General features: G+C 66.8%; 6 protein-coding genes. 5 read left to right on the forward strand and 1 reads right to left on the reverse strand.

Annotated features, from left to right (window positions below):
• Window positions 1–85: 85 nt before the first annotated feature.
• Window positions 86–2,515 (reverse strand): TonB-dependent receptor, encoded by a 2,430-nt coding sequence (locus MJ601_RS16235; RefSeq protein ID WP_242128287.1) that lies wholly within the window; start codon window positions 2,513–2,515, stop codon window positions 86–88.
• Window positions 2,516–2,762: 247 nt separating this feature from the next.
• Here MJ601_RS16235 and MJ601_RS16240 point away from each other — a divergent pair, with 247 nt between their 5' ends.
• The 5 genes from MJ601_RS16240 to MJ601_RS16260 all read left to right on the forward strand — a co-directional run bounded on the left by MJ601_RS16240 (window position 2,763) and on the right by MJ601_RS16260 (window position 16,918).
• Window positions 2,763–5,936, forward strand: a complete 3,174-nt coding sequence (locus MJ601_RS16240) for a CHAT domain-containing protein (RefSeq protein WP_242128289.1) — start codon at window positions 2,763–2,765, stop codon at window positions 5,934–5,936.
• 5 nt (window positions 5,937–5,941) lie between these two features.
• Entirely contained in the window at window positions 5,942–7,981 is a 2,040-nt protein-coding gene (locus MJ601_RS16245; RefSeq protein WP_242128291.1) for a CHASE2 domain-containing protein, read from the forward strand.
• Window positions 7,968–8,717: a hypothetical protein gene (locus MJ601_RS16250; RefSeq protein ID WP_242128293.1), complete on the forward strand. Its 750-nt coding sequence runs from the start codon at window positions 7,968–7,970 to the stop codon at window positions 8,715–8,717. The genes MJ601_RS16245 and MJ601_RS16250 overlap by 14 nt, the downstream gene beginning before the upstream one ends.
• 135 nt (window positions 8,718–8,852) lie before the next feature.
• Window positions 8,853–10,646 carry a ShlB/FhaC/HecB family hemolysin secretion/activation protein gene (locus MJ601_RS16255; RefSeq protein ID WP_242128295.1) on the forward strand — a complete coding sequence of 598 codons (1,794 nt, stop codon included), beginning with the start codon at window positions 8,853–8,855 and terminating at the stop codon, window positions 10,644–10,646.
• The gene (locus tag MJ601_RS16260) at window positions 10,646–16,918 is read left to right on the forward strand and encodes a beta strand repeat-containing protein (protein ID WP_242128296.1); all 6,273 of its coding nucleotides are present in this window, start codon (window positions 10,646–10,648) and stop codon (window positions 16,916–16,918) included. The genes MJ601_RS16255 and MJ601_RS16260 overlap by 1 nt, the downstream gene beginning before the upstream one ends.
• Window positions 16,919–16,966: the final 48 nt, after the last annotated feature.

Raw genomic sequence — 16,966 nt, forward strand, 5'->3', positions numbered from 1 at the left:
CCCACCATAGCGAGGGATGGGCCAGGAGTATCGGGCAAAAGAAAGACGCCGGAAGCGTTGCTTCCGGCGTCCGGGTCGATCCGCTTCAGAAATCCTTGCGGACGGTGACGCCGATCTTGCGCGGCGTGCCGATATTATAGCCCAGCCGGCCCCGCCCGCCGCGCTCACGGTCGAGCGAGTAGAGCGGATTTTCATCGAACAGATTGTTGACGAACAGGGTGACGGACAGGCCGCTGTCCCAACTGGCCCCGGTCGACAGATTGACCAGATCGTAGGCGCTGAGCTTGTAGGAACCGAAATTATAGGCGCCGGTGCCATAGGTGCCGTTGGCCGGATTATAATAGATGGAGTTGGTGAAGCTGCCGGCGCCCGACTCCTGATCGGCAAGCTGGGTATAGCGGTCGCCGACATGCTGGTAGCTGGCGGTGAAGGACCAGCTGGTCTGCGCCGCAATCTCCATCGTGTAGGTTGCCGCCGCCGCCATCTGGAATTTCGGCACGGTGGGCAGGCGGTTGCCTTTGCGGATTCCCGCGATGGTCGCGCCGCCCGCGTCGGTCACATTGCTGTCGATCTTCGAATCGATATAGCTGCCGCTCAAGGACAGATCGAGATTGGGCGAGAGGCGAGCGCTCAGTTCGGCTTCCAACCCCGCCGTGTGCGCCTTGGGCACGTTGAAGACGACGCGGGAGGAGCAACTGCCCGCATCGGCCGTCACCTGCAGATTCTTGATGTCGTTATAGAAGACCGCGGCGTTCAGGGTGATGCCGCGGCTCGAAGCCTTCACGCCGGCTTCATAGTTCCACAGCGTTTCATCGTCGAAGGTCGGGCGGTTGCCATAGGTGGCGGCATCCGGTCCCGTCGCCCCGCCGGAACAGAGCGGCAGGTTCAGCGGATCGTTCACGCCGCCCAGGCGGAAGCCCTTGGACGCCTGCGCATTGAAGGTGAGGTCGCGACTCGCCTCATAGCTGGCGATGAAGCGCGGGGAGAAGCCGGTCGATCCGGTCTTGTCGCCCACCCGGTTGTCGCCGTTGGAAAAGACGCCGCCGGTCTTGAAGTCGCGCTCTTCCTTGAAGTCATAATAGCGTCCACCGGCGGTGAGCTTGAACTGGCCGAACTTGTAGCTGGCCTCGCCGAAGGCCGCATATTGTTTGATGATATACGGGATGTCGGCATTGTAGGGCGAGTTGAGCGGGAAGCCGTTGGCCGCCGCCGCGGACGTGCCAGCCCCCAGCGCGGCATCGATGAAAGCGTCGTAGCCCGGTGTCGGCAAGCGCTGGGCATAGGTGCGGTCGACATGGCTGTAGAAGCCGCCGAACACCCATTGGAAGGGATCGTTGCCGGTGGAGGCGAGGCGCACTTCCTGCGTCCATTGCTTGAGCTTTGTGGTGTCGCGCAGGTTCGACGGCAGGTTGGCGAGGGCGGGATTGGCGCCCAGGGCCATGATGAAGGGCGTCACCGACACGGAACCCGTAAGCGCCGAAGCGTCGCGGCTGACCAGAATGTCGCGGTGAATATAGGTGGTGATCGACGTCAGCGCGATGTCCGAACCGAGATCGACATTGGCGGTGAAGTCCGCCAGCGTGGTCTTGTCGCGAAATTCTTCCCGCAACTTCAGATATTGGGTGCGTTCGGGAAAGATATCGGCCGCGCTGATCAGCGGATTATAATAGAGATGATAGCTGTCCTCGCGATTGAAGCCGTTGGTGCGGATATCCTGATAGATGATGCGCGGCGTCAACTTGATGCCCGGCGCGGGTTCCCAGAGCAGGCTGAGGCGTCCGCCATAGCGGCGGCCATCATTGACATTTTTGCCGGCGGCGGGGCCGATGGCGTCGATGAAGCCTGCATAATGTTCACCATAGCCGACGGCGCGGATGGCGGCATTGTCACCCAGGGGAAGGTTGATCGCGCCCTTGCCCGAATAGCCGACATCGCCGCCCTTCAGCACATTGACGCCCGCCTCGACCGTTCCCTCGGTCCGTCCGAGCCTGGGTTGCTTGGTGATGTAGCGGACGGTGCCGCCTTCCGAACCCGAACCGAACAGCGTTCCCTGCGGACCGCGCAGCGTTTCCACGCGGTCGAGATCGAACAGGTCGAAATCCGGCGTGAAGAGCGACATGGAGATGACGGATTCGTCGAGATAGACGCCGACCTGTTCCTTGACGCCCGGCTGGTCGCGGACGACCTGGCCCGCCGAAACGCCACGCACCGACACCTGGCTCTGACCGGGCCCGAGATTCTGGACGGTCAGGCCAGCGACGCTGCGCGACACGTCCTCGATCGAAGTAGCGCCCATGCGCTGCATCGCCTCGGCGGTCTGCGCATTGATGGAGAAGGGCACATTCTGGATGGATTCGTTGCGCTTCGTCGCAGTGACGATGATCTCGTTGCCTGCCCAGTCCGACGTATTGTCGGTCGCCTGCGCCAGGGCGCCGCTCGACAGGCCGGCCAGCGCCAAAGCAAGGCATGAGGCCGACCAGCGGACCATAGAGTCATGGCGTGAAGATTTACCCATTTCATCCTCCCTGTAGTGAACGTCCTGTTATCTTTATTCGAGGATTTCGGCGTTTATCTTATGGTGCCGAAAGATATTCACTTGAAGCTAACCTAGATCATGTCATTCGATGGATGCAATGAAAATTGCGCGGTAGGGATCGAATCTTGCCGAGTTGTAGCTTCCTTGCCTCACTTTCGGGGGCGGAGCTGCGGTTGCCGTCGGGCTACTGCGCCTTTCGCCTTGCCGTGCACCATGAGGCGGCGGTATGACGACCGCTCTTGAGGGGGGCTTTGCACGGACATATCCGGCGAGCTTGGGGGACAAGCCTTTGAGCGGATTGGGGAAGATCATTGGAGGGCTGGCATGGGCAGGCGCCCTGAGCCTGTCCGTCGCGTCGCATGCGCAGACCGGCAGCACCCTGTTGAGTGACAGTTTCCGCGTCGGCAGCGAAGGCGGCGCGCTGTGCCAGGCGCAGAGCGCGGCTGGCGATCCGGCGGTGCGGACCATGTTCGACCGATCATGGGCGCTGGTGTGCCGGGATGCGGCGCAGCCGGTGGGGCAGATCTATGCGCTGAGGCGCGGCTCCGGCGACATGGACGCGGTGTTGCTGGACCGGCTGGCTGCCTCGCGCAGGGCCGGGGTGGAATGCGGCGCGGCGGGCGGCGCAACCCTGCCGGATATCGGCGCGGCGATCGTGCGAAATTGTACCGGGGCGGCCGGAACCTATCGTATCCTGACGGTGGCGCGGGGGCGGACGCTTTACGTCGCGCAGGGCTATGCCGCCTATGCGAGCGCGCTCGACCTGGGGCTGCGGTCCGTGATGCGGGGCCGGATCGTGCCGGGCAAGATCGATATCGCGACGACCGGCAGCGATGTGGCCGGTTTCGCGCGCTTGCAGGCGGCGACGCTGGACCCGCAGACCGTGCTGGCCGAGGGTTATCGGCGCAATGCGTCGGGCAATTATGCGGAAGCCGCCGAATTTTTCGACAGCCTGACCGACCGACTGGCGCGCGATGCCGACGGCAACAGCCTGACCCCGGCGGAGCGATCCAACCGGGCGCATGAATATCTGGTCAATCGCGGCCTGCAACTGTCCAATCTCGGCCTGTTCGATCAGGCGGATGCAGCCTTCGCCAAGGCGAGGGCAATTCCCACGGCCGACGCCGTGCAAATCCGCCTGCGTCGCAATTTCGAGGCCATGCACCACATCAACCGGCAGGATCTGGACGGGGCATTGGCCATTCTCGACCGTCCGTTGGCGGGCGGCGGCGGTGCGTTGACGGGAGGTGAGGGCGCCGTCGTGCTGCCCCCGGAAGTGGCGGCGGAAATGAGCAGCGGCGCGTCCCAGGCCCGCGCGCTGGGCGTGCGGCAGGACAGGACGCTGACCCCGGCCGAACGCGCGGCGATCATAGACGCGCAGGCGCAGCAGCTGCGCGGCACCATCCTGCGACTGTCGGGGCAACCGGCGGCGGCGCGGGAGATCTTGACCAAAGCATTGGCGAGCGCGGTCGCGATCCGTGACGGGCGGGTCACGTCGATCACCCGCCTGCGCGCGCAATTGCTGGGCGAGATTGCGCTGACCTACGAAGCGGAAGGGGATTTCGGGCAGGCGGAAGCCAATCTCAATCAGGCGTTGGCCCTGCTGGCGGCGCAATATCCCGAGACGGTGGCGCTGAACGGCGCGCGGGCGCGGCTGGGTGCCTTCCTTGTCCGGCACGGGCGGAATGACGATGCGCTGGCCATCTATCGCAGCATCATGGCGTCGACCATCGGCAATCGCGCGACGCTGACGGGGATGGCGAACCAGCTCCAGCCCTATTTCACGCTGCTGGCGCGGCAGATTGCGCAGCGCCCCGAACTGACCGCAGACCTGTTTGCGGCATCGCAATTGCTGATCCGGCCAGGTGCAGCCGATACGCTGGAGCAGCTTTCCCGCGAATTGTCCGCGGGCAATGGCGAAGCGGCGCGGCTGTTCCGCCAATCCGTATCCCTTTCCCGCGATATCGAGCGGGAACGGATCATGCTGGCGCAGTTGCGGCAGGCGGCGCAGGCCAATGAAGGCCTCTCGCCGCAGATCGCGCAGGCGCAAAGCGATATCGAGCAGCTTGCGGCCGATCAGTCGAGCACGTTGACGGCGCTGGCAGCCTATCCGCAATATCGCGCCGTCAGTCCGCAGATATTGAGCCTGACCGACATGCAGGCCACGCTGAAGCCGGGCGAGGGTTATTTCAAACTGGCCCAGTTGGGGGACGCGCTCTACGCGGTCTGGATCGATGGTGCGGGCGCGACCGGCTATCGGCTGGCGGCCAGCGCGGGCGAGGTTGCGCGCAAGGTGGCGGCGCTGCGCGAGACCATCTCCATCGAGGTCAATGGCGCGCAGACGACCTATGCGCTGGACGTACCGGTGGCGCGCAGCCTCTATCTGGACCTGTTCGCGCCGATCGACCAGCGGCTGGCGGCGGTGAAGCATCTGATCTTCGAGCCGGACGGGGCGATGCTGCAATTGCCGGTCAATCTGCTGATCGCCTCGCAGCCGGGCGTCGACGCCTATGCGGCGCGGGTGGCGCAGGGCGGCGACGAGTTCGATTTCCGGGGGATCGACTGGCTGGGCCGCGACCATGCGGTCAGCACCGCGCTGTCGGCGCGGGCGTTCCGCGATGCGCGGGCGGCGGCGCCGTCGAACGCCGTGCAAAGCTATATCGGTTTCGGGGACAATGCGCCGCTTTCGAAGGCGGTGCTGACCGCATCCACGCGGGGTGCGGTGAACGACGGAACGGCTGGAGACTGCAACTGGTCGCCGCTGCAATGGAACCGCCCCATCCCCGCGACCGAATTGCGCGAGGCGGCGCAGGCCATTGGCGGGCAGGGCAGCCAACTCGTGACCGGCGCGGCCTTCACCGATGAGGCAGTGATGGCGCGCGGTGATCTCGACAGCTTCCGCATCCTGCATTTCGCGACCCATGGTCTGGTGACGCCGCCGCATCCGGGCTGTCCGGCGCGGCCCGCGCTGTTGACCAGCTTTGCGCCGGACAAGGCTTCGGACGGTCTGCTGCAGTTCAGCGAGATTTTCGACCTGCGGCTGAACGCCGATCTGGTGGTGCTGTCGGCCTGCGACACGGCGGGCGAAGCGGGCGTGGAAACCACGCGGGCGGCCGGGCTTTCGGGCGGCGGCGGAGCGCTGGACGGGCTGGTGCGCGCCTTCATCGGTGCGGGGAGCCGCGCCGTGATCGCCAGCCATTGGCCCGCGCCGGAGGATTATCACGCCACCGAGCGGCTGATGAGCGGTCTGTTCGCGGCCAGCGCGGATCAGCCCGTCGCGGAAGCGCTTCGGGCCGCGCAGATCAGGCTGATGGACGATCCGGAGACGTCGCATCCCTTCTACTGGTCCGGCTTCGCGATCATCGGTGACGGTGCGCGCCCGCTGATCGCCCGTCGCTGACGGCGGTGCGTCAGCGGGGCCTGCTGCGCCGCGGTGCGCGACTGGTGCGGGATGCCGGGCGCTGGCGGCTGGTGGCGACCGGGCTGATCTTGCTGCTGGCGCTGTTTCTTGCCGGTTGGGACTGGAACCGGCCGCTGGGCAGCGGTGGCCCGAGGGAAATTCCGACCGCCGACGCTGAGCGGGGCCTGTATGACTGGCGGGCCGCGAGCTTCGCCCCGCGCGTCGCGCAGGACAAGCGCATCCTCATGGTCGTCTATGACGACCAGACGCTGATCGCGACGCGCAAGCGATCGCCGCTGGACCGGGGCCTGCTCGCGCGGGCCCTGCGCAATATCGATGCCATGGGCGCGCGGTCCATCGGCATCGATATATTGTTCGACCAGCCGCAGGATGAGGATCAGCAATTGCTGGCGACGCTGCACGCCATGCGTATCCCCGTCTGGCTCGGTTATGCCAATCTGGGCGACAATCAGGAACAGATCATCTTCGAGCAGCAGCAATATCTGGACCGCTTCATCGGGGAGGCGCGGACCGGCCGGGTGCGTCCGGCGAGCATCCGGCTGGAAACCGATGCCGACAATGTCGCGCGGAGCTGGCCTGTCCCGACGCCGGGACAGCCGCCACTGCTGACGCTGGCGATGCATCCTGCGCCGTCCTTTCGCGATTATCGCGGGGCGATCCGCTTTCGCCTGCCGTTGCGGCAGGCGGACGGATCGGAAGAGCCGGTCATCCCCAGCCTTCAGATCGACACGCTGGCCGATCCGGTGATGGCGGCGGCGCTGGCGCCGATGGTGCGCGGGCGGCATGTGCTGATCGGCGGCGACATTGTCGATATCGACCAGTTCGAAACGCCGTTGTCGGGACGGCAGGCCCGCTCCACCATGATCGGGCTGGAGGTTCATGCCACCATGCTGGCGCAATTGCTGGACGGCGCAAGGCTGCCCGCGGTGCCGGATGGCTGGCGCTGGGGTGCCGCGTTGCTGGTGGTGCTGGCGGCCGGGGTGACCAGCCTGGCGGAATTGCGCTGGTTCGCCCTCGTCCCGGCGCTGGCGGTTCAGGCCGGGGCGATTGCCGGGATGCCGCTCTGGTTGCAGGCGAAGGGCTGGGACACGAAGGGGTTGCCTGCCGCGGGCTGGGGTCTGGGCTGGATATTAGCCTTCGCCGCCATCGGCGTCGCGGCGCGGGCGGTGACCTCCCAGCAGAGGCGCTTCGCGCAGGCGGCGCTGGGCAAATATCTGCCCCGCGATATCGCCGCGCAAATATTGGCCGAGCCGGAGAAACTGGCTCTTCATGGCGAAAAGCGGGCCATCTTCACCCTGTTCACCGATCTGGAAGGCTTCACCAAACTCAGCCACGCCATCGCACCGGAAATGGTTGCCCAGCTGCTGAACCGCTATCTTGATATGTTGAGCGACGTGGTGCTGGCCCATGGCGGGACCATCGACAAATTTGTGGGCGACGCCGTGGTGGCCTTCTGGGGCGCACCGATCGCCCGGCCCGATGACGGACGCAATGCGGCGCTGGCGGCCTATGCGATGTGGCAGGCGGGGGAGGCGTTCCGCCGCGACCTGCCGCCAGGCGTGCCACCGATCGGGCGGACTCGCGTCGGGTTGCATCATGGCGAGGCGATCGTGGGCAATTTCGGCGGCGAGGGACGCATCCAATATACCGCGCTGGGCGACAGCATGAACACGGCATCCCGGCTGGAGGCGGCGAACAAGTCGCTGGAAACGACCATATTGGTCAGCCGGGAAGCGATGCTGCTGTCCGGACTGGACTGGTGGCGGCCGATGGGACGGGTGCGGCTGAGAGGCCGGGCCACGCCGGTCGACCTGTTCGAACCGGCACCCGATTTCCCGGTCGGGGACCGGGCGGTGCTGGGCCAAATTCTGGCTGCGTTCGACAGCGAGGATGCGGAGGCGCGGACCAGGGCGCTGGAACGTCTCAAAGCGATGATTAACCATCATCCGGATGATGCGGCGCTCGCCAATCTGCTGTATCGTTACGAGTATATCGGGGAAGGAGGAACCTATGGTCTGGGGTAGGATTGCCGCGCGCTGCGCGTTGGCGGGATGGGTCGTTGCGGGCCTGGGCGCGCCGGTCCTGGCTGAAACCATGGTGGTCCGCGCGACCGGTCCCTCCGCCGCCACCTACAAGCCGGGGAGCAAGCTTGCCGATGGCGGGTCGCTGGTGCTGAAGGCCGGAGATGTGGTGACGCTGCTCGACGCCAGGGGAACGCGCACGTTGCGCGGCCCGGGAAGCTTTAATGTCGCGGCTTCCGCCAGCGCCGCGCCTGTCAATGGCGTGATGCTTGCCGCGCTGCTCGATACCAAGCGGGTCCGGCGCGCCCGGACCGGAGCGGTTCGCGGAAATGTGGGCGATGCGCCTGCCGCCCCGCCACACCGGCCCAATCTCTGGATGGTGGATGTCGCCCAGTCCGGGACGCTGTGCGTTGCCGATCCGGCCGCGGTCCGACTGTGGCGCGCCGATGCGGCAAAACCGGCAACGGTGCGGATCAGCGGCGGCGGAGGCAATGCGACGGCGAGCTTCGCGGCGGGCGAATCGATCACCGCCTGGCCGGCGACGGCGCCGGTGCGGGATGGCGCGGCCTATCGCCTGAATGATGGGGCCAAGGCTGCCGAGCTGCGCTTTGCGCTGGTCGATCCAGCGCCGCAGGGTCTGGATGGCACGGCTGCCAGCCTGATGGCCCATCAATGTACGGCGCAGCTCGACCTGCTGGTGGAGACGGCGGCGCTGGCCGACGGGTCTGCGCGGAACTGACGGGCAGCGGCGGGCCGTTAACCGCTGAGGGGTCGTGGGGACGGGGAATGAAGGGTCAAAAGGCCTGCATTCCTGAAAAATGACAGGGAGTGGGCGGCCTGAGGGAATGGGCCGCCTGACGTTTTGGGGACGTCTATGAGGATGAAGGGGCAGGTACGCGCTTCGGCTTTGGCGGCTTTGGCCGCCACCATGCTGACGCCGGTGGCGAGCCACGCGCAGGTCGCGCCGCGTGCGCCGACGCGGGAGGAACTGTCGCGCGGGCAATTACCCGACGAGGCGCGGCAGGGAAGCCGTCTGACGGTCGTGGGCGATGTCGAGCGGGCGCCCTGTCCGCTGGCCGACCCTCGCTATGCCAATGTGACGGTGAATTTCGCCGATGTGCGGTTCGAGGGCCTGCGCATTGTCGATCCGGCTGTGCTTCAGGACAGCTGGCGCGACTTTGCCGGACGCGAGGTGCCGATCGCCAGCCTGTGCGAAGTGCGCGACCGGGCGGCGACGGCGCTAAGGCAGATGGGCTATCTGGCCGCCGTGCAGGTGCCGCCCCAGCGGATCGAAAAGGGTGGCACGGTCCGCTTCGACATTTTCATGGCGCGGCTGGTGGCGATCGAGGTGCGCGGCGATGCGGGCCGCAGCGAGAAGCTGATCGCGGCGCATATGGAAGCGCTGAAGGGGCAGCCGGTGTTCAATGTCCGCGACGCGGAGCGGCATCTGCTGCTGGCGCGCGACCTGCCGGGATATGATGTGCGGCTGGCGCTGCGCCCGGCGGGCACGGCGCCGGGCGAGGTGGTCGGCGAAGTGCAGGTGGTGCGCCAGCGGGTCGAACTGGACGTCAACGTCCAGAATCTCGGCAGCAATGCGGTAGGCCGCTTCGGCGGACTGGCGCGGGTGCGGTTCAACGACATGACCGGGCTGGGCGACAGCACGGTGTTCAGCATCTTCAACACCGCCCAGCCGAGCGAGCAGACGGTGATTCAGGCGGGGCACAGCATGGCGCTGGGCAGCGACGGGCTGCGGCTGTCGGGCGACCTGACCTATGCGTGGAGCAAGCCGGGAATCGCGGGCGTGCCGCTGTCATCCGAAACGCTGATCGGCACAGTGGCCATGGCCTATCCGCTGGTCCGGCGGCAGGTGCATACGCTGCTGGCGACGGGCGGGCTGGACATCGTCAATCAGGATCTGCGCTTCGGTACGGGACCGGTGAAGGTTCCGTTGTCGCGCGACCGGCTGCGCGTGCTGTTCCTGCGGCTCGAGGGTGAACTGATCGATCCGGACAGCCTGGTCAGCACGACCGGCTATTCGGGGATCGAACCGCGATGGCGGCTGGGCGGCATGATGGAGTTGCGCCACGGGCTGGATGGGCTGGGAGCGAGCGAAGGCTGTGGCGTCGCGTTCGCCAACTGCGCCTATCCGAAGGTTCCGATCAGCCAGCTCGACGGCGACCCTTCCGCCTTCGTCATGCGGGCTAGCGCGCAGGCGGAGTATCGGCCCTCTCCCCACTGGACCTTCGCGCTGTCGCCGAGGGTGCAATATAGCCCGGATGTGCTGCTGTCCTATGAGCAGATGAGCGCTGGCAACTATACCATCGGGCGCGGCTATGATCCAGGGACGCTGACAGGCGACAGCGGCGCGGGGCTTTCGGCGGAACTGCGCTACGGCCGGATCACGCCCAAGGGACCGGGCGCGATCGCGCTCCAGCCCTTCATCTTCTTCGATACCGCCTGGCTTTGGCATCGCAGCGCCAATTTCGACGGACTTGATCCGCAGAAGCTCTGTTCGGCGGGCGGCGGCGTGCGCGCCACCTGGAGCAACCATGCGCGGCTCGACCTGACGCTGGCGACGCCCTTGCGCAAGGCCGGTTTCCAGACGGAGCGGGGCAACACGCGGTTGCTCTTCTCCATCACCACGCAGCTTTTGCCGTGGAGGCGGTAATGATGGCCAAATCCCCCAACCCGTCGATCCTTGCCTGCGTCAGCCTGCTCGCGATGGCGGCGGCCTTCACTTCGCCTTCCGCAAGGGCGCAGACGGCCTTCCAGGGAAGCTACACGGTCGAGCCGGGCGGGATCGGGCCTACCATCACGCGCGGGACGACCGACACCATCGTCCTCAACGATGCCGAGACGGTGATCAACTGGCGCCCCACCGACACATCGGGAACGGGCGAGATCGATTTCCTGCCCAGCAACCGCACGGCGCTGTTCACCAACAGCATATCGGGTGTCAGCGACTTCACGGTGCTGAACCGCATCCTGCCCATCGACGCCAGCGGCGTGCAGGTGTCGCGCGTGGTGGCGCTCAACGGCACGGTGCAGAGCCAAATTTCCGGCAATCCGGGCGGCAAGGTCTGGTTCTATGCGCCCGGCGGCATCGTGGCGGGACCGTCCAGCGTCTTCAGTGTCGGATCGTTGGTGCTGACCAGCAATGACATCGATACGACCGGCGGCCTCTATGCCAATGGCGACACGATCCGTTTCCGGGGCGCGTCGAACGTCCTGTCGTCTGTCGAGGTGAAGAGCGGCGCCCAGATCAGCGCCCTCTCGGCGGGCAGCTATGTCGCGCTGGTCGCGCCCCGCGTGGTGCAGGGCGGGACTGTCATGGTCAATGGAACCGCTGCCTATGTGGGCGCGGAGCAGGCGGACATCCGCATCAATGGCGGGCTGTTCGACATCAGCATCAGCGTGGGCACGACGGACCAGAATGGCGTGGTGCACAGCGGTTCCACCGACCGCGTGGACAGGGCCACCAGCGCGGAGGCTCAGCGCGTCTATATGGTCGCCGCGCCCAAGAATAACGTGCTGACCATGCTGCTGTCGGGCAATGTCGGCTATAATGCGGCGGACTCGGTGGTACAGGACGGCAGCGCCGTGATCCTGGCGGCGGGTCAGGATGTGTTCGGCAGCTCCATTGGTTCCGCCAGCACCGGGGCGACAGGCGCGAGCAACATCAGCATTGGCGCCAGCACCTGGCAGCCCAGCGTGACGGGCGCGGCCACGAACGCCATCACGTTGCGCGCCAACCAGGGTGAAACCATCACGGCCGGCGGCGACATGAGCCTGACCGCCGGAAGCGGCGCCGTGGGCGGGCGGATCGACCTGCTGACCTTCGGCGGCAGCGGGTCGACGGCCACCGACGGGCAGATTGCCGTTACGGGCAATCTGACGCTCGACGCCATCGGCAATGGCGATGCGGGTGTCAGTTCGCCGCCATTGACCGGCGCGGATGCCACCGGCGGGACCATCAACCTCATCGCTGCGGGCGGCATGATCCAGGCCGCGAGCCTTACCGCCAATGTATCGGCGGCTGGGGGTTCGGGCAGCGACTTTTCAGGCAACGCCCAAGGCGGCGCGATCAGCCTGTCGGCGCAGGCCTCGGCCGGTCCCGGCGGGACGGCAAGCGGCGCGCTGACATTTGGCGGCGTCACGCTGGATGCGTCGGCAAGGGGCGCTTATGGCCAATATTATTCCTCCACCATCGACAGCGGCAACGCCGTAGGCGGAACCATCAGCGTCGAAGCATTGGGCGGCGCTTTTACGGCGGGTTCGCTTTTCGCCAATGCCAGTGGATCGGCTGGTGATGCCTCGGGCGTCGCGGGCAATGGCCTGGGCGGCAACATCAGCTTGTCAGCCGGCGCGGCCGGCGGGTTGCGCGGCAGCTTTTCGCTGGCGGATTGTGCGCGTGCCTTTTGTCAAGTCCGGGCCGATGGCGCAGGAGCAAGAGGGGCGAACGGATCGAACGGCACGGGCGGATCCATTCTCGTCCATGCCAGCGATGCGGATTTCTCGGCGCTGGGCGAACTGACGCTCCAGGCCGACGGCAGTGGCGGGGGCGCTGCCACTGACGGCTTCGCGGGGCGCGGGGGCGATGGCTTCGGCGGCAGTGTGACGGTGGAGAGCCGCCTGGGCACCGCCGGGACCGGCGTCATGACGTTCGGCGACCTCATTCTCTCGGCAGTGGGCAGTTCCGCTCCCTCCATCGACGGGGTGTTCTACAATGGTGGGGATGCCGGGAACGGGACAGGCGGAACCATCAACCTGTCCGTTCTGGGCGGCACGTTGACGGCTGACGTGCTGGAAACGCGGGCAACCGGTTTGGGCGGAGCGGCCGCGAGCAATTGTCCGATTTGCGAAGGCGGGGGCACAACATCCTTCCAGGCGGGCAGCGGAACGGGGGGCACCAGCCAGTTCCTGATATCCGGCGGCTCGGCGACGATCGGCACGCTGATATTGAGCGCGACGGGTACAGGCGGCGAAGCGGCCGGTGCGGACACATCGTTCGATCCGCAATCCGTGGCGGCGCTGGCCGGGACGGGGCAGGGCGGTGCCGCCCTGCTGGAGTCGCAGGGCGGAACGCTGCAACTCGGCACGCTTGCCGTCGATGCGAGCGGTACAGGCGGCGCGGGCGCATTGGTCTTTCAGGAAGATGGCGCCGATGGTGGCATCGGCCGGGGCGGTAATGCCGGGCTGTCGATGACGACGGGAAGCGGCGGGCAGATTCTGGTCGACGGAGGCGTCATCGTCCAGGCCCTGGGCAAGGGCGGAATAGGCGGTGGGACGGGTTCCGACGGGCCAGGCACCTATCGCGCTGGCCGGGGAGGTACCGGAACCGGCGGCACGGCCGATGTCACGCTGGCGGGCGGTACATTGACCGCGCCTTCGCTGTTGGTGTCGGCGGACGCGACCGGCGGCGCGGGTGGTGACAATGGCAGTGACGGGGCTGGCGGTGATGCCGGGAACGGAACCGGCGGTACGGCGCGCCTTGCCTATCTGAACGAAGGCCACAGGATCGGGGATGTCTCGGTCACGGCAGATGGACTGGGCGGACAGGCGGGCAGCAATCGCTTCATCGCCGGCTTCGATAACAATGGTAATCCGATCTACGATGGCACGGGACCCGGTGGCGCGGGTGGGGCGGGTCTGGGCGGCAGCGCCGACATGCTGGTCGATGTCGACCCGGTCTTCACGAATCTGACCGTCAGCGCCGACGGCATCGGCAGCGTGGGCGGCAGCGGCGGCACCGGCAGTGCGGGTGGGGCCGGGACGGGCGGTGTCGCGGCTCTCAATCTGGCTTTCGGTGCGACGACGGTGAGCGGCCTGTTGAAGGTGACGGCTTCGGGTGTCGGGGGCCTTGGCGGGACCGGCTATGACAATGTCGGCGGGCGGGGAGGCGACGCGACCGGGGGATCTGCGACCTTCGGTCTGTCCGGGACGACCACGACGCTGGATGCGGGCAATATCAGCGTGCTGGCCCAAGCGCTGGGCGGTGCTGGCGGAACGGGCGGCCTTCGCAGCGGAACTGCACTCAACGGTGCGGATGGTGGCAATGCACTGGGGGGGACCGCGATGTTCGCCCTGTCGGCGGGCGCGACGGCGGTCACCGGCGTGTCGTTGCAGGTCAGCGGCAATGCGACGGGCGGAGCCGGTGCGCCCGGTACGGCGGGGCCGGTCGGAGGCAATGGCGGTGCGGGCGGCAACGCCCTGGCCGGGTCCGCGACATTGCGGATCAGCGACGCCCATATCGCGTTCAGCAGTGGCTTGCCCAAGGCGCCCGGCTACAGCATCACGGCAGTTGGACAAGGCGGTGCGGGCGCGGACGGCAGCGCAGGTACAAATGCGGGGCTGACGGGCGGAGCAGGTGGCCGGGGTGGGGATGGTTCCGGCGGCCTGGCCGCGTTCGATGCCGGTAACGGGGATTATCTGCTGGGCGGCCTCACCCTGCTGGCCGATGGTTTGGGCGGCTTTGGCGGCGCCGGAGGGATCGGGCCTGCCGGGGCTTCGGCTGCGGGCGCCACCGGCCTCGGCACGGGCGGCACGGTTGATTTCGCCAACGGCGACGGCGGCCTCATGATGCCGGGCGCGGTGCGGCAGCTCGATTCTCTTTATATGAGCGCAAGCGGCGATATCGGCGGACGGGTCCAGTTTGCCGAGAGCAGCACAGCGGCGAATGGCGGGCTGCGCGTCAATGGATCGATCGCGCTGGCCAGCCTGGGCGCGCCGGTCTCCGGCTTTTCCGGCATTTATGCAGGTGCGGCGGCCAATGCCGTGCAGATCGGTGGCAACGCTGATTTCACGAGCGACGGGCCGCTTTCCTTCGCCTTTACCGGCATGGGAAGCATCAGCGCCGGCGGGGCGCTGACGGCGAGTTCGGCGACGCGCATCGACCTCAGCCATGGCGGGCGTCCCGCCGGCAGCGACAGTCTGATCGCGGACATGATTCTGTTCAACACGCCGGGAGATATCAGCCTGCTGTCCGCCGGGTCGCTGCGCGCGATCAGCGAACTGAGGATGCTGAGTTCGGGCGGCAATATCAACCTTGCCAGTGGGAGCCAGTTGAGTTCAGGCGGTGATCTCCGGCTGTTTGCCCAGGGCAGCCTGAACGGCGCTGGCGCGACCGTGCGTGCGGCGGGGTCCGTCGCGATCGGACTGGGCGCGGGCGGCGATATAGTGCTGGGCAATCTCCTGTCGGGAGGGCTGCTGGATCAGGCCGACGCCAGCGGCAATGCGCTGGGTGCCGGGGGGCTGTCGACAGGAGGCAATTTTGCGGTCGGCGGGCAGTTGAGCATCGGACCCGGCAGTGGGACGATCTCGGCCGCCACGATCAGCATCGGCAACCTGACTGCCGACAGCCAGCAACTGACGGCGACGGGCGGCGCAGTGCAGATCGGCAATGCGACGATGACCGGCGGTCTGACGGTGACGGGTCAGGGCATCAGCGCCGGACAGATGTTGGTTGGGGGGCAAAGCCTGCTCAATGCCGGAACCGGTAGCCTGACCGTCAGCGATATCGTCTCGATCGGTCCGATCACCGCTACGGGCGGCACGATCAACCTCGGTTCCACGGGCGCCATGACCATTGCACAGGCGAATGCGTCCGGAGGACCGCTCATCCTGAATGCGGCGGGTGCGCTTGCCATCACCCAGGCGATTTCCGGTGGCGCCATGACGCTGAACGGGGCCACGATCGATGCGACCGCGCTCGATGCGGTGGGGACGGTGACGGCCATTGCCGCAGGGGACGCACGCTTTGGCGATGTATCGTCGCAGACCGGCGATATGGTCTTGACCGCGGGCGGAACGGCCACCCTGTCGGGAACGGCTAGCGCACGCGCCATCACCGTCGGGTCGGGCGATATCGTCATCGGTCCCGCGGCTCTGGTCGGAACCCCCACCGCCACGATTACCTTCAACGCCATCAACACGCTGCGGCCCGCCTATGTGGGGGGCAATGATGTGGCGGGCAGCTACAGTCTTTCGGCAGTGGAACTGGCCAGGGTCCTGGCGGGTAATCTGACCATCAGTGCGGCGCGCCAGGCCGTGCCGGGGTCGCCGGATCTGATTGTGCAGAATCTGACTTTGGGAACGGGCAACCTGGCCGCCGGGGGCGTGTTGACGCTGGCCACCGCCGGGCGGCTGCGCGTCCAGGGCGCATTGGCGTTGACCGGGCGGTCAGGGCAAGGTGGCGTGACCCTGACGGCTGGCGAAGTCCTTGAGATCATTGCCGGAGCTGGCAGCATCGACGTCAGCGATGCGAATGGCGGCCTGGGTGGCGTGATGATGCTTGGCAGCCCCAGCATCATCGCGGCGACGCTGTCCGCCATGGCCGATGTCCGTGCGACCTCGTCGTTGCAGGCGCGCGAATTGCGGCTGGCGCAGAATGACGGGTTGATGATCGATGTGGGCCTGCTGCGCGCGGGCGTCATCCGGGCGAATGTGACGGATGGCTTCTTCATTCAGAATATCGGCCTTTCCACTGACTTTTCCGCGCGGCGGGGCTTTACCGCCCAAGACCTGCTGATCTCGACGCAGGGGCTGACCCCGATCGCCATCAACGGTCAGTTGCTTCTGCCGACCGGCGCTTTTGCGACCGGGCGGGACGTCATTCCGCTCGTGGCGATCAATGGCGTGCGCGGCGGGCGGGCGGGCGGCTATGCGCCGGATTCGAAGATCAACGGTTGCCTGATTGCCAGTGCGGGTGCCTGTGTCACGCCAGGCTTCGACAGCCGTGATACCTGGAATGGGGTGCTTGATCCATCCGTCGCGGTCGGGCGCATCTTCACCCTGTCGCTGATCGAACTGCGCGACATCATCGCCCAGGGCTATCCCCCGTTAATCGATGAGCCGGTAACGGGCGCGGGGAATGAGGATTTGTGGGAACGCCATTGCGGCGGGCCGGATGAACCGGCCTGTAGCGATGGCGGCACGCATTGAACGCAAGCGCCATCATGCACGAAACGGGATTGAAACAACGGGTTGAAC

Origin of the sequence: Sphingobium trunci (genome assembly GCF_022664535.1) — a bacterium.
Taxonomy (GTDB): domain Bacteria; phylum Pseudomonadota; class Alphaproteobacteria; order Sphingomonadales; family Sphingomonadaceae; genus Sphingobium.

Excerpts from the sequence above, each read along its gene's own strand:
- MJ601_RS16235 (WP_242128287.1), bottom strand. The coding sequence starts at position 2,515 with ATGGGTAAATCTTCACGCCATGACTCTATGGTCCGCTGGTCGGCCTCA.
- MJ601_RS16240 (WP_242128289.1), top strand. The coding sequence starts at position 2,763 with ATGACGACCGCTCTTGAGGGGGGCTTTGCACGGACATATCCGGCGAGC.
- MJ601_RS16250 (WP_242128293.1), top strand. The coding sequence starts at position 7,968 with ATGGTCTGGGGTAGGATTGCCGCGCGCTGCGCGTTGGCGGGATGGGTC.
- MJ601_RS16255 (WP_242128295.1), top strand. The coding sequence starts at position 8,853 with ATGAGGATGAAGGGGCAGGTACGCGCTTCGGCTTTGGCGGCTTTGGCC.
- MJ601_RS16260 (WP_242128296.1), top strand. The coding sequence starts at position 10,646 with ATGATGGCCAAATCCCCCAACCCGTCGATCCTTGCCTGCGTCAGCCTG.